We start from the raw sequence: 25,985 nt of genomic DNA, 5'->3' as shown, positions 1-25,985 counted from the left end.
GCGGACCGCATCTGTAGCGTCGGGAGCATGCGAGGCGACGTCGTCATCCTGACCGGACCGCCGGGCGCGGGCAAGTCCACCACCGCCGCGGCGCTGGCGGCCGGGTTCGAGAAGTCGGTCCACCTGCACACCGACGACTTCTGGCACTTCATCGCGGCCGGTGCGGTCCCGCCGTACCTGCCCGAGTCCGACCGGCAGAACCAGACCGTCCTGCGCGTGATCGCCCTGGCCGCCCTGACTTACGCCGAGGGCGGCTACACCGTGGTCGTGGACGGGATCATCGGGCCCTGGATGCTGCACCACTTCCAGCGCGCCCAGCGGGACGACCCCGCGACGCCGATGCACTACATCGTCCTGCGGCCCGCGCGGGAGACGACCCTGGCCCGCGCCCAGGCCCGCACTGGCCCGGACGCGCTGACCGCCGAGGAACCGGTCCTGGCGATGTGGGACCAGTTCGCCGACCTGGCGGACCTGGAGCGGCACGTCCTGGACACCGGCGGCCAGTCCCCGGACGAGACCCTTGAGGCGGTGCGCCACGCGCTCAAGTCCGAGGACTTTCGGCTCCCCGGGTGAGTTCCGGTTCGACGGCGGCGGGACGGAATTCCAGGACGGTCAGTTCTTCGGCGGGGCGGACGCCGTGGAGGTCGAGTCCGGTGGACGCCGCGAGGGCGGCGATCTCCGGGAGGCTGCGTTGGCTTCCGCCGAACAGGAGCAGCATGCGCAGGTCCAGGGCGGCTCTGGGCGCGCTGCCCGCGGTGCGGAGGTGCTCGATCACGAAGACCCGGCCCGAGCCGCCCGCCGCCTCGCGGCATCGGCGCAGGATCGCCAGGCAGGCCGGGTCGTCCCAGTTGTGCAGGACGTTCACCAGCAGGTAGCCACCCGCGCCCGGTGGCAGCGGGCCGAAGAAGTCGCCTTCCGTCACCTGGGACCGGTCGGCCGCGCCGGTCTTCGCCAGGAAGGCCCGGGCGGCGGCCGCCGGTCCGGGCCGTTCGACGAGCGTGCCTCGCAGGAGCGGGAACTCCGCCAGCAGGGTGGCGAGGAGGCGGCCGTCACCGCCGCCGACGTCGACCACGTGGCCCAGCGCTCCCCAGTCCAGCGCCCGGATGATCGCGGGCAGGCACGCGGTCATCCGGGTGGACATCAAGGCGTCGAACCCGGCTGCCAGTTCGGGGTTCTCCTCCATGTCCTGCCAGTGCGGGCGGCCGTAGCGTGCGGCGTAGGCGGCCCGGCCGGTGCGGACGGTGTGCAGCAGTTCCACGAAGGTGAGTTCGGCCCTCCCCAAAGCGCCTTCTATGTCCAGGACCCTGCGCACGCTTTGCGGATGCGTCTCCCGCAAGGGTCTCCCCAAGGGTGTGAGCCGGTAGCGGCCGGAAGCGTCCTCGGCGAGGATGCCCTCGGTCGCCAGGTAGCGCAGGAGTCGTTCGAGCGCATCGGGATCGACCCGCAAACGGTCGGCGAGTTCGCCCGCCGGGCTTCCGCCGTCGGCGATGTGATCGGCCAGCCGCAGGGTCGCCGCGACGCGGATGGCCATCGGGAGCGCCAGGTCCGCCCGGCGCCTCAGTTCGGCGTCTCCCCACGCGCCGTTGGGAGTGACGGACTGGGGGAGCGTCTGGCCCTGGACCCGTTCCTGCTCACGCATTGAGCCGACTCCTTCCGAGACTGGTCGGTGATGCCTCGCGGACGTCATCGGCGGGTGCCCGCCGGGGTTCGGCTGGCCCGTCTGCGGGCGGTGATGCGGGAGTGCGAGATGACCTGGCCCAGCATCACCTTGAGCTGGGCGCGGGTGCGCTCGACCACGGGTGCGCCGCCGCTGTCGGTGTGCGCCTGCTCGTTGGAGAGGGCGACACCGAGCGGGGTGGGCCAGCCGCGGAGCGCGTGGCCGATCGTCCGCAGCATCGCGAGGGTGCTCGTCGCGCCCTGCTCGCCGCGCGCCACGGCGATGCAGCCGATCGCCCGGCCGTCCAGGAGCGGGCGGTCGGCGTCGGCCAGTTCGTTGACGTAGTCGATCGCGTTCTTCAGCAGGCCGGAGACGCCGCCGTGATAGGCGGGCGACACGAGGACGACCGCGTCCGCCCGTTCCATCGCCCGGAGGTAGTCCCGGATCTCGGGCCGGTCGCGTGCCGCGGCGCCGGGACGGTAGAACGGGAACTCCAGGTCCGTGCCGAGGAAGACGTGGGTCAGGGCTCCGCGCCCCACGCACTGGCCGGCGCACCAGTCGGCGATGAGGCGGGTCTTCGAGTCCTCGCTGAGGGATCCGCTGAGGAAGATGATTTCCGGTGCCACGTTCATGCGGGCTCCTGTCTGGGTCATGGCAGTCTCAGGGTCGCCTCGCCGCGGCCGCCCGCACCGTCGCGGACGGTGAACGCGACCTCGCGCACGCCGTCCGGCGCGGCCGGGTCGACCTCGACGGGAAGGGCGGCGCCGCCGAGCCAGTCGGACAGGTCGTCGCGGCCGCCCACCGTGATCGAGGAGAACGCCGTGGGCGTGCGCTCGTGGGCGGCGGCGGACAGTTCGCGGGACACCCGGGCGCGGCGGCCCGGCCAGTCGCCCCACTCCAGGAAGAAGGGGCGGGACGGCCGCCGCCACGCCGCGGCGAAGCCCGCCTCCGTCCAGGGCAGGCGCTGCCCGTCCGCGCGGACGGACTCCCCGCGGCGCAGCCCGGCGTCCCCGCCGAGCAGCCCGCCGATCCGCTCCGCCGTCCGCTGGATGTCGTCGACCTGGACGACCCAGCCCAGGAAGGCGGGACCGGCGGCGGTGCGGTCCATGAACGCCTCGCGCCGTCCGGTGCGGTCCATGGCGGCCTCGTCGTGCGGGACGACCACCTCGATGTACTGCGCGTCCGGCGTGTCGAACGGGACGATCCAGCAGGTGGTGCCGTTGTGCAGCCGCCCGCCGAGGACGAGGCCGAGCCCGTGGCGCGCGCGGAGCATCTCCCGCACGGGTTCGACGCGGCGCGCGCCGATCATCACGTGGTCGATGCGCATGCTCATCCCTCCAGCGCCCGGGTCGGGCACATCATGCGGGGGACGGTGTCCCACTGTCCTTTGGTGAGCGCGGTGGTCAGTCCTCGCGCGGTGTGCCGGGCCGTCAGGAGCCCGTGCCCGGCGTGCCCGGTCGCGAGCCAGAGGCGCTGGTGCCCGGGCACGCGGCCGATCAGGGGCCGGCCGCTCGCCGGTGCGGGGCTCAGCCCGCACCGCAGGTCGGCCGGGGCGGCCCGGGCGAGGGCGGGCATGGCCGCGGCGGCGAACCGCAGCAGTGCGGTGATCCCGGCGACGTCGCACCGGTCGTCGAACCCTGCGGCCTCGTCGGCGCCGGTGTCGGCGCCGGTCGCCGCGATCACGTCCCCGGTGACTCCGGGGGTGAGGCGGTGGGCCGCGGAGAGGATCACCGAGGGGACCGATCCGGCGGTGAGCGTGACGAGCTGCTCGCGCCGCGGCCGCACGTGGACGGAGCGGCCGGTCAGCTCCGCCGCCCCGGACCACGCTCCCGCGGTGATGATCGCGATGTCGGTGCGGACGGGGCCGCCGGTCGTCGCGAGCTCGACGCCGTCGCCGGTGTTGAGGACGTCCCGGACCGTGGTGTCCTGCCGCCAGTCCACGCCGAGCCGGGCGCAGCCCGCCCGGACGGCCGCGAGGTAGCGCGCGCCGTCCACCGCCAGGGCCGCCTTCTCCAGCAGGTAGCGCCGGTCGTCGGGCAGGCGGAGGTCGGGCGCCAGGTCCGCCGCCTGGGCGGGTGAGATCCACTGGGCCGCCGTGTCCGCCGCGGGCAGGTGCGGGGACAGCCGGTCGGCGTCCTCCGGCCGGAGCGCGTGCAGGATCGGCTGGGGGGCGCTGAACCGGTGGTGGACGGGTTCCAGCCGGTCGACGTCGTCCCGGAGGCTGTGCGCGGCCTGCCGGAGCCAGCCGTGGAAGACGTGGTCGGCGGCGTACCGCGGTGCGGGCGCGGCCGGTCCGGCGGCGCGGGAGGTGGCGTGGCCGGGCGCCGGGCCCGCGTCGAGGACGGTCACCGCGGCGCCGGTCGCGGCGAGTTCCTCCGCCAGGCAGGCGCCGACGATGCCGCCTCCCACCAGCGCGAAGTCAGAGCGTTTCAACGGCGCACCTTCCTTTCGCCGCGAGCTCGCGGGCGGTGGGCAGCAGCAGCGGCGGTGTGGTGACGTGGGCGTCGGCGCAGGCGACCGGCTTGGCGTCCGCGACCGCGCCCCGGACCGTCCGCAGGAGGGTCTGCGGGCGGGCGCGCAGCCGGACGGCGAAGCACCGCTCGGGCCGGTCGGAGGCGCGGGCGACGCAGATCAGCGAGAGGAGGCCGTCGGGGTCGTAGCGCCGCAGGCTCTCGATCGGCCACCGGAGTTCGAGCGAGGCGTCCGGCACGGGAGCGCGCGGGGCCGCCAGCCGGAGCCGGGTCTGCGGGGCCGGGTGCAGGGCCTGCCGGTCGTGGTCCCACACGGCGCGGCCGCGCGGCGCGCCGGACGCCGCCTCGATCCGGAGCGGCGCGAGCACGCCCTCCTCGACCAGCCGGATCGCGTCGGCGGGGTGGCCCGCGTCGTCGGCGGCCGCCTCGGGATGCGCCGAGGGCAGGTCGGTCAGGGTCAGCGTGCCCAGGAGGCGGCGGCCGTCGAGGCGGTCCGTCCGGGCGCGCGCCGCGCGGGACGCGAGCAGCAGCGCGGTGCCCGCGGCCGGGACCGCCGCCACCGCCGGGCGCATCACCAGGGGGAGCGCCCGCCACCCGTGCGGCGGTTCGCCGGGGCGCACGTCGTACGGCGGGACGGCCAGGCCGCCCGGCACGTCCGGCCCGCGACCGGCGGCGACCGCGCCGCACGGGGCGGCGAGCCCGGTGAACAGGGGGCCGAGGGAGGTCTCGATCCGCGCGAGGACGCGGAGCTGCCGCCACCCGCGTCCGGGCAGGTCCCGCACCTCGGCGAGCACGCTCTGGACCGGCGCCCGGGCGAGCGCGGACACGGCGGCGGCGAGCAGGCCGCGGGCCGCGTCCACCGCCGTGTCGACCGCTGTGTCCCCGCCGTCCTCGCACGAACGCCGGGACGCGCGGACCGCGCCCGCGCCGTCGCGGGTCACCGACACCTGGTCGGCGGACAGCCGCAGGTTCGGCCCGCCGGGGCCCGGGCTCAGCGTGCCCCGCGCGAGGACGACGAGTTCGTCGCTCATGGCCCGGCCACCTCGATCGAGACCGTCCCGGCGGGCAGCACCATCCCGGCGTTGGCGAAGGTCACCGGCAGGGGGAACTGGCCGAGCTTGCCGCAGCCGCGCCGGGCCCGGGCGTCCTCGACGACCGTGGGGTCGGCGGGCCGCAGGGCGGCGAGCGCGGTGCGGGCGTTGCCCGCGAGCCGGAGCCGGGGCAGCCGCAGCGGCGGCGCGTCCGGGCGGTGCAGCGTCGGGGCGAGGGCGAGGAAGGAGAAGTCGCCGGTCGCCGGGTTCACCGTCTCCGGCCGGAGGCCGTACGGCTCGATCCACTCGCGGTCCGGCGGTTCGGCGGGCGCGTCGGCGAACGCGCAGGTGTGGGTCATCCGGGGGATGGCCGGGTGCCGGTAGTCGAGGCGGCGCCCGTGGCCGGTCGGCCGGAACCGCGCGTCGAATCCCGCCGTGACCCGGTCGGTCATGGCCCGCGCGACGACTCCCCGGCGGATGAGGACGGCCTCGGTGCAGGCGCTCCCCTCGTCGTCGATCCGCGCGCGGAAGCCCGCCGCCGCCCGCACCGCGCCGTCGGCGACGGTCAGCCACTCCGGGCCCAGCCGGACGCCGGGCCGCAGGTAGACGACGCCCGAGCGCAGCACGTCGGCCTCCATCGGGTGCCCGACCAGCTCGTGGAAGAAGGCCCCGGCCCGGCCCGGCGCCAGCAGCACGTCGGCGCGTCCCGGGACGGCGTCGGCGCGGCGGCGGGCGGCGCGGTCGCGGAGCCGGTCCACGATGCGCTCGGCGCCCGCCAGCGCGGAGGTCAGCGGGCCGGTGAGGTCCCAGGGCGCCGCTTCGGCGAGCCCCTGCTCCAGGACCGCCTCCACCGCGCACATCCTGCGCTCGTCGGTGCCGCCGCCGCCCTCGGCGCCCGCGGCGACGTGCTGGTGCAGGCCGCTGAGGACGAGCGTGACCCGCGCGTCCCGGCTCAGCTCGCGCAGGGCCGCCTCCGCCCGCGGCCCGACCCGCGCCAGCGGGCGCTCCAGCACCCGCGCGGCGGTCTCGGCGGTCTCGGCGCTGAACCGGCGGCGCGGCGCGCGCAGCAGCGCGTCGCCGTCGGCGAAGCGGTGGCGCACCTCCCCGGCGCCGCGATGCTCGTCGAAGCAGGCGCCGCGCCGCGTCACGGCCGTGCGCCGGACCTGCCCGTCCGGCCGGAACCGCAGGCTGAAGCGCAGCGAGTGCTCCGCGAAGGTCACGATCACGGCGCGTCCCGACCGATCGCCTGGACGCGCAGTTCGCAGACGTAGCGGCGGCCCTCGGCGTCGCGCAGCCACAGCTCGTCCGGGCCGGGGACCATGGCCTCGGCGGTCAGCGTCCCGCCCGGCGGGGCCACGTGCCCGAGCAGGTCGGCCGCCAGCGGCGACTCCAGGTCGATCAGGTACGGCTTGCGCTCGCGGCGGCTGCGCACGAACACGAACCGGCACCCGGTCCGGCGGGCCAGCCGCCGCAGCGTGAGGAAGCGCGCCTCCGCGGTGGCGGCGGCCGCCTCGGCGGCGCCGACGTGCCAGCGCGCCCGCTGGACGACGACGTCCGCGACGCGTACCTCCTCGTCCCGGCCGTCGAGGCCGGAGGCGAACACCGGGTGCTGCACCTGCGGGTGGGACAGGGCCGCGTACGGCGGGTACTTCGCGAAGTCGCTGAGCGGGAGGTAGGCGCGCAGTTCCCGCTCGTCCGGGCCGGTCAGCCGGACGCCGTCGCGCTCGACCCGGACCGTCAGCTCCTCGGCGCGCAGGAGGTCGTCGCGGCCGGCGTCGGTCCAGGACGGGGCGCGCAGGGCGACCTCGCGGCCCGGGAACCGGTAGTAGCCCTTGTTGCGGCGGCCGAAGTCGAAGCCCACGAGCCGGTCGCCGTGCTCGGCGAGCCAGGCCGCGGCCTCGGCGGCGAAGCTCGCCGGGTCGGGGTGCATCACGTCCAGCCAGCCCGGGATCTGCAGGTGGTGGTGGATCCTCGCGACGACCAGCCCGGCCGCCGGGAGGCCCGCGACGTCCCCGGCCCGCGGGCACAGGTCGATCAGCGCGTAGCGGTCGCCGTCGAGGGTGGCCGCCTCCCGCAGGAGCCGGTGCAGGTCGTCGGCCCCTCGGTAGCGCGGGGCGTGGTCGGCCTGGAAGGCGCTGCCCCGCGGCTGGAACAGCTCGGTCGTGCGGTGCGCGTAGGCCGCCAGGCTCATCTCCGACGTCCCGTCCGGCGAGGGGTCCTCCGCGCGGATCGCGGTGGCGACCTGTCGCGCGGCCTGCCGCTGCGCGGCGTGGCCGTGGACGGTGCAGACCTCCAGAACCGGGCCGAGCCGCCGCTCCCAGTCGCGCAGCAGGTCCTCGCCCACCTCAAGGGAGAAGTTGGAGGAGCACTCCTCGTACACGATCGCCCGGTCGGCGTAGGTACGGCCCGCGCCCCGCCTGGCGGACACGCCGGTGCAGGTCTCGAACAGCCCCTCCAGCTCCTGGAGGATCCCGACCTTGGCGGGGAACGGCTCGGTCTCCAGCGCGGCGCGCAGCCGCTCCAGTTCGCGGAGGCGCCGGAGCCACAGGTCGCGGGCGGGCGCGGCGGGCAGCTCGCCGAGCTGCCGGGCGAGCGCGCCGAGCGGGTCGAGGTCGTAGGGCCCCGCGCCGAGCGCGACGTCCAGGACGCCGGCCGCGACCAGTTCGCGCAGGGCGCGGGCGGCTTCGCGGGCGGGCAGGCCCGTCTCCCGGCACATGCCGCGCAGCGTCCGGCCGTCCCGTCCGATGGCCGCGAGGACGGCGGCGGAGGCCGGTCCGGCGGCGTCGTCGTCGGGCCCGTCGCCGTCGGGACGGGTGAGGTGGAACCGCAGGTCGGGCAGCAGCCGCGGGTCGCGGGCCAGCGCCCGCGCCAGCTCCCTCGCGGCCCAGGCGGCGACGAACACCCGCCGGGCGCGCGGCCGGTCGGTCCGCAGGACGGCGCCGCCGCCCGCCCGCGCCCCGCCGTAGGCGATCGGCCCGAAGAAGCTCACGGTCTCGCTCTTGCCGCAGAAGCGCTGGAGGTAGGTGTAGAGCTGCCGCCGGGCGCGCCGCCTGCGCGCGTTGAGCGGGCCGGCGGCGCTCAGCAGGGGAAGCAGCATGTTCCGGTAGACGGCGGGGTTCGACAGGAACACCGCCTCGCCGACGAGCGGGTTTTCCAGCACCGGCCGCAGCCGCTCGGTCGCGCGCTCGTCGGCCTCCCGGTAGAGGTCGCGGAAGCGGCGGGCGCCGTCGCGCCATGCCGCGAGGTCGGTCCGCTTCGCGGGGAGCCGCTCGGGCGCGCAGGCCGCGATGGCGTCCCGCACGGGTTCGGGCAGGTCCCGGACGTCGAGGGACCGCTCGACGTCCAGCAGGTCGTCGGCCGCCCGCAGCAGGTCGGGTGACGCGCCCAGCCCCTCCAGCCAGTCGAACGGCATGCCGCTGTGCCGGAGCACGAACACCCGTCCGAGACGCCATCGTCGGCTCATCGCCAGCTCCCGACCGCTCCGGCCTGCCGCAGGTGCTTCATCAGCCGGGCCCGTGACTCGCCGGACAGGGCGTCCAGCGCCCCCGGTTCGCGCGCGGCGAGCCGGCGGACCACGGGCACGAGGCGCGGGTGCAGCCGGAAGGCGCGTCCCCAGCGCAGGTTCACCAGGTGGGCGCCGTCCGGGCCGGTGACGATCTCCGCGGAGTCGTCCCACCGCAGGTCGGCTCGCGGGGCGCCCGCCGCGGGCCCGGTGAGGACGCAGGCCGCCAGCCGTCCCGGGTGCAGGTCGGCGTGCGGGGCGAGCCGGTCGAGCCAGGCGGTCACCAGCTCCCGCGCCCGCGCCGGCGCGAGGGTGCGCGGCGCCTCGAACCGGACCCACCGGGCGAGGTCGTGGGACGGGTCGGGGCCCAGCCGCCGCACCCCGCCCGCCCAGGCGGAGCCGCACTCCATCCGGTAGGGCCGCAGCCCCGCGAGGCGATGGCCGCCGTCGCCCGCGGTGAGCGCCGCCACGGACCGGTCGACGACCGGCTCGTCCATCCCCGGCGCGCCGACCACCAGCTCGAACGACACCGGCGCGGCAGCGGGGAGGGCGTTCAGGACGGGACGCAGGTCGACCTCCGCGCCGTCCATCCCGGTGGCGGACGCCGGGGAGCCGAACCGGGTCACGGTGACCGTCAGGCCCCGGCACCGGTCGAGGACGTCCCGGGGCAGCGCCGCCGCGCGGTCGGCGTCCAGCCAGCCCGCCCACGGCCCGGCGGGAGGCGGCGTGCCCGTCCCCGTCACCCAGGCCGCCCGCTCCCGCGCGCCGGGCGGTTCGGCGGTCTCCAGCGGGCGCACCACCCGGTCCGGGGACCAGGCCCGCAGCTCGGCGCCGCGCAGCTCCGGGATCCGCCGCAGCGCCTCGGCGTGCGCGGCCACGAACCGTCCGCAGAGGGTCGAGCGGTCCGGACCGAGCCGCCGGACGAGCCGGAACGCGGCGGGCAGGGCCTGGTCGGCGTCCACCAGGACCCGGACGCGACCGGCCCCGGCGGCGCGCTCGGCCGCGTCCAGCTCCGGGTCGAACAGGCGGCAGGCGGACGCGGCGTCCAGCACGTCCCGGCTGCTCTGGGTCGTGCCTTCGGCGAGTTCGAGGTCGTCCAGCGTCAGCCGGACGGCGGGGTCGTCGGCCAGCCGGAGCGCGATCCCCAGCGCGCGCAGCCGACCGGCGCCGCCGCCGCGCTCCAGCCGGGCCGCGGCCGCCCGCGCGAACAGCGCCTCGGACCCGGCGAGCCGTCCCGCCCGGTCCCTGAGCGGGACGGGGTCGGCGAGGCGGGCCGCCATCCGCGCGTTGAGGTCGAGCACCTCGGTGTCCGGCGGCGCCACCACCTCGGTCGTGAAGTCCGTGAGCGCGGGCACGACGAGAAGCCCCATCACCCGGCTCCCCGCAGGTAGACGCAGCGCAGCTCGGCGGCGAACCGGTGCGGCCCGTCGCGGAGCCAGCAGTCCCGGGGGCCCGGCAGCGCCTCCGACACCGTGATCCGCTCCGCCGTGCGGGCCAGCCGGACCAGCCCGTCGAGCAGGGCCGGGGAGCGGGCGTCGACGTAGACCGGTTTGCGCTCGGCCGGGGAGGAGGCGAAGAAGCGGGCGGGCAGGCCGCGGTCGGCGCGCAACCGCGCCATGCCGATCAGCCGGTCGGCGTCCGCCGCCTTGGCCAGCGGGGCCGTCTCGGCGTCCGCGAGGCGCCAGCGGCGGCGGGACAGCACCACGTTCCCCCACGTCAGCCTGGGGACGTGCGGCAGGTCGGGCAGGCGCGGACGCCGCACCCGGGGCAGCGCGAGCGCCGTGTGGACCGCGCTCTCCAGCTCCCCGTTGTGGAACAGGAGCGGCCCCGCGATCCCCTTCGCGCGCAGCGTGACCCGCTCGCCGTCGCTGTGGACGGTGAGCCGCTCCAGGCCGATCCGGCGTCGGTCCGGCTGGGCGGACGTGCCTCCCAGTTCGAGGACGGGTCCGGGGAACTCCAGCGGCGGAAGGCCCGTCCTGCGGCGGGCGACGACGTTCAGCGCCGTGCACCCGGTCAGCGCACGCTCGATCGCGGCGTCGCGCTCGCGGATCGCCTGCTGCGCGCCGGGGTGGAACTGGAGCGCCCACGGCGTGAGCAGCGCGGCGTCATGGATGTCGCCCAGGACGAGCGGGGTCGCCCCCGGCCGGTAGCGGTCCAGGTCCGGCGCGGCGACCATCACGTCCACCGAGCACAGCACGGGCTTGCTCGGCGGCTCGGGTTCGTCCAGGAGTCCGGCTCGGGCCAGGTCGACCGAGGCGGTGCCCGCGGGCAGGGTTTCGAGGACCTCGGCGATGCGCCCGGTCAGACGGGCGCTGTACTGGACGTGCAGCCCGGTGCCCGCGCTCAGCGCGTCGCGCAGACCGAAGACGCCCCGGCCGAGCCGGCGGGCCAGGTGCGCCCCGGTCAGCCGCCGGGTCCGCTCCGCCTCCGCCGCCAGGTGGGCCAGCGCGCGCGGGACGAGACCGGTCAGGTCGTCGGCGACAGCGCCGCCGACGGCGACCTGGAGCGTGCCCACGGCCGCCTCGTGGACGGCGACGCGGTCGTTGTAGAAGCGCTCCCCGGTGCCCGCCGGGGCGTCGCCGCCCGCGATCTCGGCGACCCGCGCCTGGAGTTCGAGCTTCTCGTCCGGCGGCGCCGCCGGATACCGGGCGAGCAGCGCGGCGGTCTCGTCCGCCGCCCGGGACAGCGGCGCCGCGGCGTCGCCGCGTTCGCGGAGGCGCTCGCGGAGCCGGCCGAGCGCGTCGGGGACCGTCGCGGGCGGGCACAGGTCGTGGGTGAGCAGGCCGCGCCGGACGGCCGCGACGATGTCGGCGGCCGCCCGCTCCGCCTCCGGCTCCGCCGCGCCGCCGATGTCGGCGACCGTCCGCGCGCCGTCGCAGCATCCGACGACGTTCGCCGCGTCCCGGACGGGGGCCGTCCACGTCTTCCGCCGCGGGACCAGCCCGGCGACCAGGGCGGGATCGTCCAGGACCCGGTCCACCAGCCCGTCGATCACGCGGGCGGCGGGAAAGGCCCTGCGGACGCATTCGCGGTGGCCCGACCAGGCGAAGCCGGTCGCCCCGGCGGGATCGACCCGCCCGTAGTTGATCGGCCCGAAGAAGCTCATCGTCTCGCACTTGGCGCAGAGCCGCTGGACGTACGAGGCGACCTGGCGCCGCAGCCGGGCTCCCGTCCTGCCGCGCCGCAGGTCCCGGTAGACGCCGGGTGAGGAGCAGACGACCGCGTCGAGGAAGCGCTCGTCCGCGACGATCCGCTCGAACGCGTCGCGGACGAGGCCTCCCTCCCCCTCGATGGCCTCGGCGAGCCGTTCGCGCGCCTGCTCCAGGCGGGACGTCGTCCGGTTCCACGCGGCCAGCCAGTCGTCCGGGACCGGCGCCTCGGGCGGCAGCGGCCGCAGGTTGCGCAGCCTGCTGAGGACGCTCCGGTTCGGCCGTCCCGCGTCGGCGGGCGGCGCGGCCAGCAGGTCTCGCGCCGCCCGCTCCAGCCCGACGACCTCCTCCGCCAGCTCTCCCGCCTTGGGATAGGAGATCTCCGCCGCCAACTCCCACGGGAAGGCCGCGCTGCGCACCACCAGCGTCGGCAGCAGCTCCCACCCGGCCGCGGCCTCGCGCGCCTTCTCGGCCACCGCGCCGACCCGCCGGGGCTCCGCGGCCGCCGGGGACTCCCCGCCCGTCACGACCGCTCCTGGAAGTTGACCAGGTCGAACGGCCGGTTCAGCTTCGTGCGCGGAGTGGGCAGCAGCGCGCGGACGTCCCGGTCGGACGCGAGGCTCTCGCGCAGCCGCCGCGCCTTCGCCCGGTTGGCCAGGCTGAGGTCGGCGAGGCGCGCCACCTCCGCGTCCAGCGGGGAGTCGGTACAGACGGCCTGACCGGCCTCCGCCAGCGCCATCCGGTACGGGTCGCCGAGCCGCGCCGCCGCCGCGGCGGCCGCGGCGAACTGCGCGGCGCCCGGCCCGCTCTCGCCCGCGCCGGCATGCAGCCCGCCGAGCTCCAGCCGGATCTCGCACTCGTGGAAGTCGTCGCCGAACTCCTGCGCGCAGACCAGCGACCGGTCCAGCTCGTCCAGCGCGACGCCGCGATCGCCGCACAGCAGGGCGAGCCCGGCGGCGCGGTAGGCGTGGTGCTTGCCGAAGGCCGTGTTGGACGAACCCGCCGCCCGGTTGAACCGGTCCCACGTGCGCGCGGCCTGCCGGAGCCGTCCGGCCTTCTCCTGGAGCACGCTCACGTTGGACAGCAGGTTGATGCGCAGATGCACCGAACTCGGATCGGCGAGCCCCTCGATGCAGGCGAGCGCGAGCTTCTCCTGCTCAAGCGCCGGGCGCAGCTCGCGCCGCGCGAAGTGCGTCAGCCCGCGCAGGTTGTGCAGCCAGCCGCGCTCCCGGCGCACGCTGTCCGGCTCGCCGGGCCGGGACGCGACGACGGCGAATCCCTCCTCCAGCTCGCCGATCGCGCCGTCGACGCGGTCCAGCCGCTTGGAGAGGGTGAGCGCGCAGTAGAGGTGGGACTGCGCCCGCAGCTCCGGCAGCAGCCGCCCGTCCCCCTCGCGCATGGCGCGGAAGTACGTCAGGGCCTCGTCCTGGCGTCCCCGGAAGGACGCCTGGACGCCGAGCACCTTGTACAGGAAGGCGCGCAGGTCCGCGGCCGTCTCCAGGGAGCCGGGCTCGAACTCGATGGCCTCCGGCTGCCCGTCGGCGTCGCGGGCCTCGTCCAGCAGGCCGGGCACCCGGGCGTCGGCGAGGCCCTCCACCAGCGTCAGGGCGGTACCGGCGACCACCGCCGAACCCTCCCAGTTCGCCGAGAAGAACGCCGCCCGGCAGTACGCGAGGGCCGCCGCGAGATCCCCCTCCAGCGCCCGCGCGTACAGCTCGCCCTCGCGCGACGCCGGGGCCACGGCGGACGCGGGCAGCACGGCACGCAGATCCGCCGTCTCCACCGGCAGGCCCATGCCCCGCAGGCAGCGCGCCCGCTCCGCGCGCAGATCGGCGGCGGCGCCGAGCGGAGGCCGTACTTCTTCGGGCGCGTGCGCCACGATGTCGACCCCGTCCGGCACGGTCCGGGCATGCTCGGCCGCGCGCATGAACCCGCGCAGCGAGGGGAGGTCGGCGCCGCCGACGCCGTGCAGCACCAGCGGCCGTCCCACCTGCGCGCACCCGCCGCACAGCGCCGCGGCCGCCGTCGAGAGGACCCGGAACACCTGCTCGGACTCCCGATGCAGCCTCCGCTCAGACGGAGCCAGGGCGATCTCGGTGAGCGCGGGCTCCGCGCCGCCCGCCGTCCCGGGGAACAGCTCGGCCCACTCCGGACCCCGCGCCGCCTTCACGCGGTCGAACGACGCGCCCGCCTCGCCCAGCGCGGTCAGCGCCCTGCGCAGCCCGTCATACGCGGCGGCGGGCCCGACGTTGACGTCGACCTCGACTCCGACCGAACGCGAGACCCCGGCCCGGACCATCTCCGCCGCCCCTCAGGCCAGCGCCAACGGAGCGATCTTGTCCTCGACCTCTTCGAGGTCGAAGTCCAGATCGTCCAGATCGTCGAGGTCGTCGTCCTCGACGCCGTCGGCCACGACCGCCTCCGGATCCGGCCGGGCGCCGTCCTGGACGTTCTCCGCGTTGTCGCTCCGCATTTCCGCCTCCCGAGACAGAGTGGACCTTGAATCGAATGGACACTTTTCGCGTCTAGAACGCATCCCGGCCGACGCTTCCCCGCCTCTCGGCCGATCCTCTGCGCTCTGACGTCCCCTACGATGTCCCATCGTAAATAGATCATTACCGTCCGTGACATAGCGTTGAAGCTATAGTGCCCTGGCCGACCGCAAACAACGGCCCCCTACCCAACAGGTAAGCCCGCCGCGAAACTCGATTAGCGCCCCACCCGAAACGCCAATTCGCAACAGCGAAAATGCGCGACACAGCGCCAATAAGAACACTTAGAAAGATCGAATGCCGCCCCGGCAACACACGATCGCGAAAAGTCCTGCCCCGCTTACGCGGTCAAGGGTGTTTTGGAGGGGTTTTCGTGGGGGAGGGGTGGGGTCTATGACTTCGATCCGGCGCGTGGCCTGGCCTTGGAGGACGCCGCCAGAGTGCCCGCCGGCACCGGCGCCGTGACCACCGCGCATCCGCGTCCCCGGCTCGCGGTGTCCAGCTGCCTGCTCGGCGCCCCCGTCCGCTACAACGGCGGCCACAGCCGCGACCGGTTCCTCACCGACCTGCTCGCGCCGCACGTCGACTGGGTGCCCGTCTGCCCGGAGATGGAGATCGGGCTGGGCACGCCCCGTCCGACCCTGCGATTGCACACCGGCGGGCGCATCGTCACCAAGGACGGCTCCGCCGACCACACCGAGGCGATGACGGCGCTGGCCGCGGACCGCCTCCCCGACCTCACCGGCCTCGACGGGTACGTGCTCAAGTCGCGCTCGCCGAGCTGCGGGCTGATGGGCCTGCCGCGCTACGCCTCCGGACGGCCCGGCGAACGCACCGACGGCCAGCCGGTGGACCGCCGCGGCCGCGGAGTGTTCGCCGACCTCGTCACGAGGGCCCTTCCGGACCTGCCCGCCGAAGAGGACGGACGGCTCCACGACCCCGTCCTCCGCGAGAACTTCATCGAGCGCGTCTTCGCGCACGCCCGGCTCCGCACCTTCTTCGCCGCCGACTGGCGCCCTAGCGAACTCGTCGCCTTCCACAGCCGCCACAAGCAGCAGCTCCTGGCCCACGACCCGTCCGCCTACCAGGTGCTCGGCCGGATCGTCGCCGAAGCGGGCACCCGGCCGCGCGACCTCCTGGAGACCGACTACCGCCGCCACTTCGACGAGGCGTTCGCCACCCGTCCCAAACGCGGCCGCCACGTCAACGCGCTGCAGCACATCCTCGGAATGCTGGGCGAGCACCTGAACGACAGCCGCAGGCACGACATCCTGGACGCCATCGAAACCTACCGGCAGGGACGGGCGCCCCTCAGCATCCCCATCACCCTCCTACGCCACCACGCCGAAGGCGAGAACCTCGACTACCTGGCCCAGCAGACCTACCTTGACCCCTACCCGGCCGACCTCGTCCTCCGCCACCACGTGTAGACGTCCGGCACCGCCCTCCAGGTAGGGACATGCTCAGCCCAACCCCACCCGCCTGGTCGGGGAGAATGGGGGCATGACCATGCTGGACGGGCGGCGCGTGTATACCCGCGGCGACCTGATGGAGCGCTACGGGCTGGGGCGTAGCACGCTGGAGAAGCTGTATCGGGAGCAAGAGGCCAACGGTCATCCCGAAGCGGTGGGGTCGGTCGGCTCCCAGCTCGCCTGGGACGCCGAGGAGTGGGACCGCTGGTACGCGGCGCGCCGGTCGGGCCGGAAGGTCCCGGCCGGGCTGGTCACGCGGGACGAGTTGGGCGTCCGGTACGGGCTCAGCCGCCATGCGCTCAAGAAGCTGTGGAGCGAACGCGAGAGCAACGGGCACCCGGACGTGGCCCTCCAGGTGGGCAAGGCCCTCTACTGGGACGAGAAGCAATGGGCCGCCTGGTACGAGGGCCGTGAGGAAGGTTCCGCCGACAATGGCGATGCCGATCCCGAGGCTCTGGTGACGTTGGCCGAGGCGGGGCGAATCCTGGGCCTTGCCCAAAGCAGTGTCACGGTCTATGCGAAGCGTCCACCCGCCGGGTGGCCCGAACCCGTCCGCCAGGAGGCTCTGGGCGGTGGCCGGGTCCGCCGTCTCTACCGGCGGGGAGACGTCATCGCCTACGCGGAGACCAGGGCCGCCCCTCGAAACCGATGAGTTCAAACCGCTGAAGCCGGAGCGTCACGCGTCGTTGGCGTGGCGCAGCACCTGGGTGCGGACGGGCGAGTTCAGACCTTGCAGGATCTGGTCCGCTCGCCCGTCGGCGCAGGCGCGCAGGAGAGCCGCCGTGATGACGGGCGGGACGTGGTTGAGGACCGCGCAGGCGCGCTGGACGGACATCACCTCCAGATACCGGGAGGCGATGTCGGGCGGAAACGTGCTCAGGATGTCGGCCGCCACCCGCTGGTCGGCCAGGCGGAGGATCCCGGCGCCCTCCTTGGCGGACATCGCGGACAGGGCCGCGGCGGCCTTCGTCCGTTCCATGTAGGGGATGGCGGCGGCGGCGCGGGCGGCGGGCATGCCGCGCATGACGGACGAGGCGGCGCGAAGGTCCGCGGCCAGGGCATCGAGCAGCTCGCCCATGTGGCGGGGTTCGCATTCGGCCACGGCGTGCGCCGCCTGCGGGACGGGCAGGGCGCGGAGCACCCGAGCGGCGAGGGCGCGATCCCGTCCCGCGATGGCGTCGCGGATGGCGGCGGCGGGTGGTCGCGGCGGCCGTGCCGCTTCGTTCGCGGGGGGCGCGACCACCGGCGCGGGGGGCGCGGGCGGCTCGGGGGCGCCGTTCACGCGGACGGGCGCCGTGAGGGGGCCCTTCGGACGCGCCGGGGCGGGCGCCGCGACGGAACGCAGGACCGAGGCCAGGGCGTCGGCGCGCGGGCGGGCGGCCGGGTCGCGTTGGAGGAGGCCCATGATGGCGTCGGCCAGTTCCGGGCCGGCGCGCGGCGGCTCGGGCGCGGCGTGCAGGATCGCCCACATCGTGGCCGCGACATGCCGGTCGCCGGAGCGCTTGAACGGGGTGCGGCCCTCCAGGGCGCAGTAGAGGGTCACGCCGAGCGACCACAGGTCGGCGGGGGGACCGGCGTCGTCGCCGACGAGCCGCTCCGGCGCGAGGAACTCGAGCGTGCCCAGCACGGCGCGGCTCGCCGTGACCGAGGTCGCGCCGCTGACGTGCGCGACGCCGAAGTCCACGAGGAAGACCTTGCCGCCGTCGGTCACGATGATGTTGGACGGCTTGACGTCGCGGTGCAGCACGTCGGCGCGGTGGGCCGCGTCGAGGGCGCTGAGGACCCGGAGCCCGATCCGGGCGGTGCTGCGCTCGTCCAGCGGGCCGTCGTCGATGAGCTCGGCGAGGGACCGGCCGCGGACGTACTCCATCACGATCCACGGGTCGCCGTCCTCGACGAAGACGTCGTAGACGCTGACGATCGAGGGATGGTCCAGCCGGGCCAGCGCGCGCGCCTCCCGGACGACGCGCCTCCGCCCCTGGTCGAGGTGCTGGGCGCCGCGGTCGTTGATCAGCTCCTTCAGCGCGACGCGGCGGCGCAGGACCAGGTCCTCGGCCAGCCACACGCTGCCCATGCCGCCGCGCCCCAGCGACGCCAGCAGCCGGTAACGCTCGCCCAGCACCCGGTCACGCACGCGCGCCTCAGAAGAAGTCGTCGTCTTCGTCGTACAGCTGGATCTTGTTCTGCCGTTCCGGCGGTTCCGGGATCTGCGAGGTGCGCGTGTCCTTCATCCCGCGCAGCGCCGCGTCGTCGATCGAGTGGGGCTCGCCGTTGACGGCGGCGGCCTCGGGCCCGGGCGCCGGGTCGGTCATCGCCTCGGCCGGCTCCGAGGGGGGAGCGGGGGCGCGGGAGGCGAACGGGTCCTCCGCCGACATCGAGTCCTGGTTGTACCAGATGTCGCGGATCCCGGAGTCGAACGTCGTGGCCTGGCCGGCCTGGTCGGGGGCGGGGGCCCGGCCCGGGGCGTCGGCCCGGCCGGGCGCCGCGGCCCGGTCGGGCGCGGGCCCGGACCGCTGGTACCCGACTCCGTAGGCGCCGCGCGCCTCCCACATCTCCTGGTCGGCGGCGAGCTTGAGGATCTTCTCGTAGTTGCCCGGCCGCATCATCAGCTTCACCGCGACGGGCAGGCATTCGATCATCAGGAAGAGCAGGAACAGCAGGGCCTGGGCCGCCTGCAGCGTGGAGTCACGGCCGGAGACCTCGTTGAGCGCCTGCAGCCGGAGGAGCAGGCCCTTGTTGGCCTCGTTCCGGGCGTCGAAGCTGCGCTGGAGGTCGTTCTGCCGGCGGGTCGCCGCGTCCAACTGCGCCTGCGCCTTCGGCAGCTCCGCGCGGGCCTGGTCGTACCGGGCCAGTTTCGCGTCGTCGTCGTCGAGGGTGAGCTGCCGCTTGCGCTGCTCGATCTGGGCGTTGAGGGCGTTGACCTGCGCCCGGGCCTTGCGGTAGGCCTCCTCGCTCGCGTGGGCGAGCGGCCCGTCGCCCTTGCGGGTGCAGCCGTCGCCGCCGTAGAGCTGGCACTGCCATTCGCGGTAGCTCGTGTCGGCCTGCCGCTGCGCCGTGTCCCGCTGAGTGGTCAGGCCCTTGATCCGCGGATCGGCGGACGGGTCGAGGGGCACGTCCCCCTTGGAGGTGACCACCCGCTGCAGGTCCGTGACGGTCTTCCGCCAGGCGGCCACCTGCTGGCCCACGGAGCTGCGGTCCTGGCCGCGCAGAAAGGTGTCGACGCGGCGCTGCTTGATCTCGACGATCTGCGCGTCGATCTCGGCGTGGAAGATCTGTAACACCAGCGGGGTCGAGATCACGGCGCCGAGCAGCAGCGCCATCGCCACCCGCGGCGCGGCGAGCTTCCAGCGCCGGGCGCCCTCCGCCGGGATCGTGCTGACCAGCCAGCGGTCCAGGCTCATGATGATGAGGCCCCAGACGAGCGCGAGCGGGACGGCCACGATCCGCTCGACCCCGACGGCGGAGGTCAGCGCGAACCACATGGAGAGCGTCGCCAGCACGCTCGTGGTGAGCACGGCGCCGCCGATGCCCTCGAATTTGACTCGCTCGGAGGAGCACCGCTTGAGGACGTCCGGCCTGGCCCCCGACAGGGAAACCAGAAAGTGCCTCATTGGCTCCCCCTCCAGATATATAAGTGCTACCCCGCGTCTCGCGGCCGTGCGAAGGGCGCAAGTGGGCTCAGCATAGGGGAAGATCGGGCACCAAGCCGGAAATGATCCAATTATGTGGCCCCATGTGGCCTATCCGAGCCGTTAGTGTCTGGTGACGCAGAAAGATCGATAATAATGCTGCAGAGTTGGAGAGTTGATCCGGGGCTCGGTCCGGTGAAATTCGATCTTCGGTGCGGTGGAGATCGAATTCGGGAGGCGCACACTACTGTTCGCTCGCGGCCGCGATCTTAGAGGGCGAGGGAGGGGCCGGGGTGCCGAGGGATTCCCGCGAGTTACGCGAAGTCCTCTCCGCCGCGGTGGCCGAACTCGACGGGCGCGGCTGGCTGACCGTCGTCGACCTCGGCCGGGACGGCGTCGCGGTGTGGGAGCTCTACCGCGACGAGGCCGGCACCCCGCGCGGCGAGCTGCGCTGGACCGCGTCCTGGAGCGCGCTGCCCGCCGACGACGCCGCCGTCGACCAGGCCGTCGTCGACGCCGTCGGACCCGTCGCGCACGCTCCTCCGCTGCTGGTCGCCACCAACGCCCGGGAAGGCCGCGCGGACAAGGCGCTGGAACGGCTCGGCCGCCGCTACCCGCGGGCGGCGACGTTCACCGGCGAGCACCCGGTCGACCGCGTGCTGCGCAAGGTCATCGCGCGGCAGCCGCTGACGCGCTTCTACGAGCTGGTCGCGCTGCGCCGCCGCGCCGCGGGCCGGCTGGAGCTCGTCGGCTGCCAGCTCTTCCCGATCGGGGCGCGGCGCGGCGACGTCGGCCGCGTCCGGGTGCGCTGCCTGCCGAGCGACGACCGGGGCACCGTGTTCGCGGTGGCCGCCTACTCCCCGGACACCCGGTTCCAGCTCGTCTCCGCGCGCGCGGTCAAGCTTCCTCCCGGGGTGTACGACCTCACCGCCGAACTGCGCCGCCCCGGCCTCGTCCACTTCGCGGGGCTGCCCGAGGGGTCGGCCTTCGAGCCGGAGCGGCGCGCCTGGTCGGCGATCGTGTCCGCGGTCCCGGAGCGGCTCGACCGCTCCGGCGTCGTCGGACACCTGATCTGCGCCGTGGAGGTCAGCGGCCCGGCCGACCGCGTCGAACGGCGGCTGGCGGCCGCCGCGCGGATGGTCGAGGAGACCGCCGCCGAACTCGCCGGGGGGCTGAAGGTCAGCCTGCTCTCCTACGGGCCGCACGCCCACCACCGGAACGGGGAGGACGTGCCCGTCAGGTTCGACGCCTGGGCGGCGGAGCCGGGCCGGGCGCTCGCCGCGCTGCACGGGCTCGCCGGGCAGGGGCCCGCGCCCGAGGGGTATCCGGGCGCCGCCCGGATCGAATGCGTGCTGGCGGAGGTCGCCGCCCGGCTGGAGGCCGCCCCCGCGCCCGGACGTTCGGCCCTGCTCCTCGTGGGCGCCCGGCCGCCCTGCCCGCCGCGCTCGGACGTCTCCCAAGTGCTGCCGTGTCCCCGCCGCAATGACTGGCGGATCGGGCTGGCGAGGCTGCGCCGCACCGGCGTCGTGCTGGCGGCGGTCCGCGACCGCGCCGTCCGGACGGCGCGCGCGGACGACTTCCCCTGGCACGAGCTCGGCGGCGGCCCGCCGGTCGACCTGGACGACCTGGACGACCTGGGCGTCGCCGGCCTCGGCGCCGCCCTCGGACTCCTCCCGAAGAAGGGCGGGCACGTGCCCCTTCCGCTGCTGGAGCCCTGGTGAACGGGACGGGAGCGCCGGAGCCGCGGCCCCGGACCCGCCGAGCGGTCCGCCGAGAGGAGAGCGCACGATGAACCCCCAGGAGAGGGCCGGGCAGCAGCCCGGGCACAACATAGCGATGTGGGGGACACCGGGCAGCGGGAAGACGACGTTCCTCGGCGCCCTCAGCATCGCCCTCAGCCTCCAGGACCAGGGCTGGAAGCTCGTGGGCGGCGACCTCCCGTCCACCGACGCGCTGATCAAGCTGGCCACCGACCTGGCCGGGCAGCGGAGGTTCCCCCGGCCGACCCAGGGCATCGAGCGGTACCGCTGGAAACTGGTCGGCCCACCGCCCGGACGCAGGCGGCGGTGGCCCTGGGGCGGCCCCGCCCCGGAGGCCGTGCAGATCGGGCTCGACCTCCGCGACCCGACCGGGGAGGTGTACGCGTTGAACGCGGCCAGCGAGGACCTCGTCGAGCGCCTGGTGAACAGCCGCGGGATCATCTACCTCTTCGACCCGGTGTGGGAGTTCGTCAAGGGCAACTCGTTCGACTACCTCTTCGGCGTGCTCCACCGGATCACCCAGCGGATGCTGGACGCCGGCGAGTTCTCCGACGGCTGCCTGCCCCACTACCTCGCGGTCTGCATCACCAAGTTCGACGATGTCCGCGTCCTGGAGACGGCCGAGAAACTGAGGCTGGTGACACCCGACACCGAGGGCCCGCTGGGATTCCCGCGGGTCAGCGACGACGACGCGCGAGCCCTGTTCCGGTGGCTGTGCGACGTCTCCCGGTCGGGAAACGCCGAACTCGTCCTCAATCACATCAGGCAGTTCTTCCACAAGGACCGGGTTCGCTACTACGTCAGCTCCTCGATCGGTTTCTACGTCGATCCGGAACTCCGCCTCTTCGACCCGGACGACGTGCAGAACCTGATTCCGGATCCCGACAATCCCACGCAGATGAAGATCCGGGGCCCCGTGTACCCCATCAACGTCACCGAACCGGTGACGTGGCTCGCCCGGGAACTGGCGGCGCAGGATCGGGGGCGGCGATGAGCCGGGCGAAGGCCGCGGCCGTGAACGTCACCGTCGAGTGGGCGGTGTGGGGCAAGGAGCCGGGCGGCGAGAAGTACAAGATCCTCCGGTGCAGCGACGGGCGGCTGGACGTCCAGGACTTCGAGGCGATCGTGACCGGGTACGCGATGGCGGCGCGGCCGGACTCGCCCCGCGAAGTGGCGATCAGCCGGTTCCGTGACGGCTCGGACACCTACCTCGGGCTGGCCGTCCAGAGCCCCGGCGAGGTCGACTGGACCGGCCGCCCCTCCGCCGAGACGCGTTTCTACGCCATCCCCTTCGAACCGCTCACGCGGGTTCCCGTCTCCTACGAGGGGATCTGCGGCTACTTCGCCGAGTACGAGCATCCGCCGTCCGACGAGGTGATCAACGCGAAGCTGCCGGCGCTCGACCCGGCGTTCCTCGCCGAGCACGTCGATGACCACACCCTGCGCACCTGCGCCCTGGTGCTGACCAACAAGCCGGTCTGCGTGGTCGGGGCGGCGCACGTCCCCATGCTCGCGCGGCTGCGCTACCTCGACGCGGTGGCCGCGCTGCTGCCGTACGGCATGCGCCGGAACTTCGCGGCGGCGACCTGGACGAGCAGCACGGCCGACCACAAGTTCCGGCTCTACTTCGCCGGATCGGCGCCCCCCGAGGTGTTCAGTGTCGTCTGGGAGCAGCCGACCGAGTTCCCGACCGACCCCGTCGCCTACCGCGCCGGCCACTACTTCGAGCTGCTCAGCGCCCACCGGGGCCACCTGACGGACCTGATCCGGCAGCTCTCCCTGGACACCCGCGAGATGAGGTTCAGGGACCTGGACCTCCAGCGGTTCGCCGCCCTCCTGAACACGCGGCCCACCCCGAGGAGCCCGAAGGGCGGGGAGCCGACACGTGTGCTCGAAGCCGACCGGCCGGAGGGGACCGCGGCGGAGCTGCTCGTCGAACTCGGAGACGCTCTCGGGCGGCAGGACGGCGGACGCGTCGACGATCTCGTGCGGCTCCTCCAGGACCTCGACCCGCCCGCGGAGGAGCGTCCCGCCATCCAGGCCGTCGTCAGGGACAAGCGCCTTCTCACCGCCGACCGCGTCACCCGGGAAAACCAGTACAAGGTGTTCGACGTCGTGCTGCGTTGCGCGTTCGGCCCATCGGTCGAGCCGACGCAACTCCCACGGATCAAGGAGCTGGCCGGCGGCCTTCATCCAGCGCTGCGAGAGATACTGCGGTTCCGCTCCCGGGCCTTCCTGCTGGCGATCAGCGCGGAGCAGCGCCCCGACATCTTTCACCGGACGGTCGCGAACTTCGCGACCCCGGAGCTGGTCGGGCTGGCGGCCCAGGGTGTCCTGCCCGCGAACGTAGTGGTCATCGTCTGCGCCTTCCTGTGCGACCACCGCCGTGGACCGGAACTCGCGGCCTGCCTGCGGAGTAAGCACTTCCTCATCCCCGTGCTGGCCCGGGCACTCAACGATCAGCAGGAGCAGTACGACGTGCTCTCCCGGCTGTTCATGGCGGCGTACGGAGGCGATCCCACCCCGGAGGCCCTGACGGAGATCGTCAAGCACTGGTCCCGGCACATCCCGCTGTGGGGCGTCCTCCAGGCCGCCGCGGCGAGGCTCTACGGGCGGCCCGGGACCTTCGACGTCCTCTCCGAGCTCCTCGTGTCGGACCCGATCGAGGAGACCAAGCTCAAGCGGAAGGCCAAGGGCGAACTCGCCGCGCTCAGGGAACCGGCTCCCCCGATGCCCGTGCCGTCCACCGCCGTGGAGCCGGTGCGGAAGCCGCCCGGTGGACGCCATCGCCGGAAGGGATGGCGACGGCTGGTCAGACGAATCCTGGGCCGGTTACCCGCCGACGACGCGAGCGCCCCGGCGGAGACCAAGGAGATGCCCTCGCCCCAGGACAAGCCGTGGGAACAGCCGAAGTCGTGGGGGTCGCCGGATCGGCCGTCCCAGCTGGAGGAGCGAGCCTCGGCGATTCTCACCCTCCTCGCCGTCTTCATCCTCGGCCTGGCGGGTCTCTGGGCCCTGATGTGGCTGTTCGGCATCCGATGACGGCGAGCAGAGGAGGGTGTGGCCGTGGCTGAGACCTCCGCCCCCCGCGACGTGGTCGTCCCCGTCGAATGGGCCAGGCAGAGCCGCGAGCCCCGCGGCGACAGCGACGAGCGGATCCTGACGTCGAGCGGCGGCGCCCTCACGGGCGCCGGGCTCCTGAAGCTCCTGGAGCGGTGCCAGGCGGGCACCCCCCGGGAGCTCCCCCAGGTGATCATCGGACGGGCGGGCTCGGGCGACCGGACCCGGATCGTGATGGCCTTCCAGGAACGCTCGAACGTGCCGGACTGGCTGGGCCGCCTGTCCATCGACACCCACATCTTCTGCGTGCCCTACGACCAGGTCGCCCTCGGCCCGGTCGGCTACGAAGACCTCTATCGCGCGCTGCGCGGGCTGAGGCCGTCCGAGGGCGGGCCCCGCGACGTCCGCCTGCCGGTGCTGCGCCCGGCCGACCTCGCGGAACGCGTGACCGAGCGGGCGAGGTTCACGGCCGCGCTGCTGACGACCGGCACGCGCGTCTGCCTGATCGGCGCCGAAGCGGTCGATCTCGTCGAACGGCTCCGCTTCCTCGACACGGTCGCCGCGCTGCTGCCCTTCGGGATGCGGACCAAGTTCAGCGCGGCGACCTGGGCGGGCAGCACCGCCGACCACGGCATCCGGCTGTCGTTCAGCGACGGTCCGCGCGACGACGCGCACAACCTGCACTGGGACCGGGAACTCGCCGAGGCGGAACTGCCCGGGAACGCCGCCGCCTACCTCGACCTGCTGCGCCGGTCCGACGATCCCGAAACGGCGGTCGCGCGGCTGGCCGCCGCCGTCGAGCCGCTGTCGTTCGACGACCCGGACCGCACGCTCGCCGCCGCCCAGTCCGCGCTCGGCGGGGAGACGGCCGCCGACCAGCGGGCCTCGGCGGAGGTGGACGCGCTGCTGACGAGCATCGCGGACGCGCTGGACCGCGGCCGGAGCGAACTGCTGGAGCCGCTGGTGGGACGGCTGGAGGCGGTCACCGCCACGGGACTCGACCTGAGCCGCCGGACGCGCCACCAGCGGACGATCGCCGAGCGGCGCATGCTCAGCCCCCGCCCGGCGCTTCCCGACGGGATCGCCGTCCGGCTCTACCAGGCCGTGCTGTGGCCGGCGTACGGGCCCGCGCTCACCCTCGCGGACGCGCGGGACGTCCTCGCCACGCAGTCCAGCCCGTCGACCGCGCTGACCGAGGCCCTGCTCCGGATGCCGCACGACGATCCGCGGGTCGTGCTGGAGGTCGGCCGCCAGGTGGGGCCCGGCGGCACCGCCCGGGTCCTCGACAAGGCGTCACCGGCGGACCTCGTCGGCTGGGCCTGCCTCACCCCGCTGGACCGCGAGCTGGTCGAGCTGGTCAGCGCGGAGCTCGCCCGGCGCGGCGCCTCAGGGGGAGACCCCGAGGTCGCCGGGGCGCTGCACGACCGCGACTACCTGGCGCCCGTGCTCGCGCGGCTGTTCCCACGGCGGCACGCCGACCAGGTGAGCCGGCTGACGCGGCTGCTGACCGCCGCCTACGGCGGCGAGATCGACGAGGCGACCCGGGATCGCGTCCTCGACGTGCCCTGCGCGGTCGAGTACCCCGCGCTGCGCACCGCCGTCGAGCTGTGCGCGGCGCGGCCCGAGGAGGAGCCCCGGTCCGAGCCGGAACCACCGGCGGACCAGGACGAGGTCCCCGCGCCGTCCGGCGTCCTCTCCTGCCTGGTGGTGATCGCGTTCTTCGCGGCCGTGGGCCTCCTGCTGTGGCTGCTGTTCAAGTGAG

Annotated in this window: 19 protein-coding genes and 1 pseudogene; 7 read left to right on the top strand and 13 right to left on the bottom strand. The window is 74.8% G+C overall.

Annotated features, from left to right (window positions below; translation table 11 throughout):
• The first annotated feature begins 27 nt into the window (after positions 1 to 27).
• The gene (locus ACH01S_RS33720) at positions 28 to 573 is read left to right on the top strand and encodes an AAA family ATPase (protein ID WP_067901380.1); all 546 of its coding nucleotides are present in this window, start codon (positions 28 to 30) and stop codon (positions 571 to 573) included.
• On the opposite strand, the gene ACH01S_RS33715 is transcribed toward ACH01S_RS33720, so the two are convergent.
• The 11 genes and pseudogenes from ACH01S_RS33715 to ACH01S_RS46300 form a co-directional block, all read right to left on the bottom strand.
• Positions 542 to 1,639 (bottom strand): methyltransferase, encoded by a 1,098-nt coding sequence (locus ACH01S_RS33715; protein ID WP_083981442.1) that lies wholly within the window; start codon positions 1,637 to 1,639, stop codon positions 542 to 544. The two genes, ACH01S_RS33720 and ACH01S_RS33715, sit on opposite strands and share 32 nt — an antisense overlap.
• A 44-nt stretch (positions 1,640 to 1,683) precedes the next feature.
• Entirely contained in the window at positions 1,684 to 2,289 is a 606-nt protein-coding gene (locus ACH01S_RS33710; RefSeq protein WP_218010489.1) for an NADPH-dependent FMN reductase, read from the bottom strand.
• 17 nt (positions 2,290 to 2,306) lie between these two features.
• The gene (locus ACH01S_RS33705) at positions 2,307 to 2,990 is read right to left on the bottom strand and encodes a VOC family protein (RefSeq protein ID WP_083981441.1); all 684 of its coding nucleotides are present in this window, start codon (positions 2,988 to 2,990) and stop codon (positions 2,307 to 2,309) included.
• Positions 2,987 to 4,090 carry an NAD(P)/FAD-dependent oxidoreductase gene (locus ACH01S_RS33700; RefSeq protein WP_067901370.1) on the bottom strand — a complete coding sequence of 368 codons (1,104 nt, stop codon included), beginning with the start codon at positions 4,088 to 4,090 and terminating at the stop codon, positions 2,987 to 2,989. The genes ACH01S_RS33705 and ACH01S_RS33700 overlap by 4 nt, the downstream gene beginning before the upstream one ends.
• Complete coding sequence (locus ACH01S_RS33695) at positions 4,077 to 5,159, bottom strand: hypothetical protein (protein WP_067901367.1); 1,083 nt, start codon at positions 5,157 to 5,159, stop codon at positions 4,077 to 4,079. Before ACH01S_RS33695 ends, ACH01S_RS33700 begins: the two co-directional genes overlap by 14 nt.
• Positions 5,156 to 6,385 carry a metallopeptidase TldD-related protein gene (locus ACH01S_RS33690; RefSeq protein WP_067901364.1) on the bottom strand — a complete coding sequence of 410 codons (1,230 nt, stop codon included), beginning with the start codon at positions 6,383 to 6,385 and terminating at the stop codon, positions 5,156 to 5,158. The genes ACH01S_RS33695 and ACH01S_RS33690 overlap by 4 nt, the downstream gene beginning before the upstream one ends.
• A complete protein-coding gene (locus ACH01S_RS33685) occupies positions 6,382 to 8,622 on the bottom strand; it encodes a lantibiotic dehydratase (RefSeq protein WP_067901361.1) in 2,241 nt (746 codons plus the stop codon). The genes ACH01S_RS33690 and ACH01S_RS33685 overlap by 4 nt, the downstream gene beginning before the upstream one ends.
• Positions 8,619 to 10,031, bottom strand: a complete 1,413-nt coding sequence (locus ACH01S_RS33680; protein WP_067901359.1) for a hypothetical protein — start codon at positions 10,029 to 10,031, stop codon at positions 8,619 to 8,621. The genes ACH01S_RS33685 and ACH01S_RS33680 overlap by 4 nt, the downstream gene beginning before the upstream one ends.
• The gene (locus tag ACH01S_RS33675) at positions 10,031 to 12,337 is read right to left on the bottom strand and encodes a lantibiotic dehydratase (protein ID WP_218010488.1); all 2,307 of its coding nucleotides are present in this window, start codon (positions 12,335 to 12,337) and stop codon (positions 10,031 to 10,033) included. The genes ACH01S_RS33680 and ACH01S_RS33675 overlap by 1 nt, the downstream gene beginning before the upstream one ends.
• A complete protein-coding gene (locus tag ACH01S_RS33670; protein WP_067901356.1) occupies positions 12,334 to 14,109 on the bottom strand; it encodes a hypothetical protein in 1,776 nt (591 codons plus the stop codon). Before ACH01S_RS33670 ends, ACH01S_RS33675 begins: the two co-directional genes overlap by 4 nt.
• Positions 14,110 to 14,121: 12 nt before the next feature.
• Positions 14,122 to 14,199: pseudogene (locus tag ACH01S_RS46300) on the bottom strand (Xan family putative trans-acting RiPP leader peptide); the annotation flags it as partial.
• A 543-nt stretch (positions 14,200 to 14,742) separates the two neighbouring features.
• Between ACH01S_RS46300 and ACH01S_RS33665 the strand changes: the two are divergent.
• Entirely contained in the window at positions 14,743 to 15,732 is a 990-nt protein-coding gene (locus ACH01S_RS33665) for a YbgA family protein (RefSeq protein WP_246236826.1), read from the top strand.
• 73 nt (positions 15,733 to 15,805) lie between these two features.
• Positions 15,806 to 16,426 carry a hypothetical protein gene (locus tag ACH01S_RS33660; protein WP_067901355.1) on the top strand — a complete coding sequence of 207 codons (621 nt, stop codon included), beginning with the start codon at positions 15,806 to 15,808 and terminating at the stop codon, positions 16,424 to 16,426.
• A 24-nt stretch (positions 16,427 to 16,450) separates the two neighbouring features.
• On the opposite strand, the gene ACH01S_RS33655 is transcribed toward ACH01S_RS33660, so the two are convergent.
• Positions 16,451 to 17,908, bottom strand: coding sequence for a serine/threonine-protein kinase (locus ACH01S_RS33655; protein ID WP_148344496.1), 1,458 nt, complete (start codon positions 17,906 to 17,908; stop codon positions 16,451 to 16,453).
• A 7-nt stretch (positions 17,909 to 17,915) separates the two neighbouring features.
• Positions 17,916 to 19,385, bottom strand: a complete 1,470-nt coding sequence (locus ACH01S_RS33650; RefSeq protein ID WP_067901351.1) for a DUF4407 domain-containing protein — start codon at positions 19,383 to 19,385, stop codon at positions 17,916 to 17,918.
• A 311-nt stretch (positions 19,386 to 19,696) separates the two neighbouring features.
• On the opposite strand from ACH01S_RS33650, the gene ACH01S_RS33645 reads away from it, so the two are divergent.
• The 4 genes from ACH01S_RS33645 to ACH01S_RS33630 all read left to right on the top strand — a co-directional run bounded on the left by ACH01S_RS33645 (position 19,697) and on the right by ACH01S_RS33630 (position 25,984).
• On the top strand, positions 19,697 to 21,124 hold the full coding sequence (locus ACH01S_RS33645; RefSeq protein ID WP_067901350.1) for a hypothetical protein: 1,428 nt from the start codon (positions 19,697 to 19,699) through the stop codon (positions 21,122 to 21,124).
• A 67-nt stretch (positions 21,125 to 21,191) separates the two neighbouring features.
• Positions 21,192 to 22,157, top strand: coding sequence for an ATP-binding protein (locus tag ACH01S_RS33640; protein ID WP_067901347.1), 966 nt, complete (start codon positions 21,192 to 21,194; stop codon positions 22,155 to 22,157).
• On the top strand, positions 22,154 to 24,205 hold the full coding sequence (locus tag ACH01S_RS33635) for a hypothetical protein (RefSeq protein ID WP_067901346.1): 2,052 nt from the start codon (positions 22,154 to 22,156) through the stop codon (positions 24,203 to 24,205). Before ACH01S_RS33640 ends, ACH01S_RS33635 begins: the two co-directional genes overlap by 4 nt.
• 24 nt (positions 24,206 to 24,229) lie before the next feature.
• Positions 24,230 to 25,984: a hypothetical protein gene (locus tag ACH01S_RS33630; protein WP_148344495.1), complete on the top strand. Its 1,755-nt coding sequence runs from the start codon at positions 24,230 to 24,232 to the stop codon at positions 25,982 to 25,984.
• The last annotated feature ends 1 nt before the right edge of the window (position 25,985 follow it).

The sequence above is a fragment of the Actinomadura chibensis NBRC 106107 genome, from assembly GCF_001552135.1.
GTDB classification, from domain to species: Bacteria; Actinomycetota; Actinomycetes; order Streptosporangiales; family Streptosporangiaceae; genus Spirillospora; species Spirillospora chibensis.
This window is presented reverse-complemented; position numbering and strand designations above follow the sequence as displayed.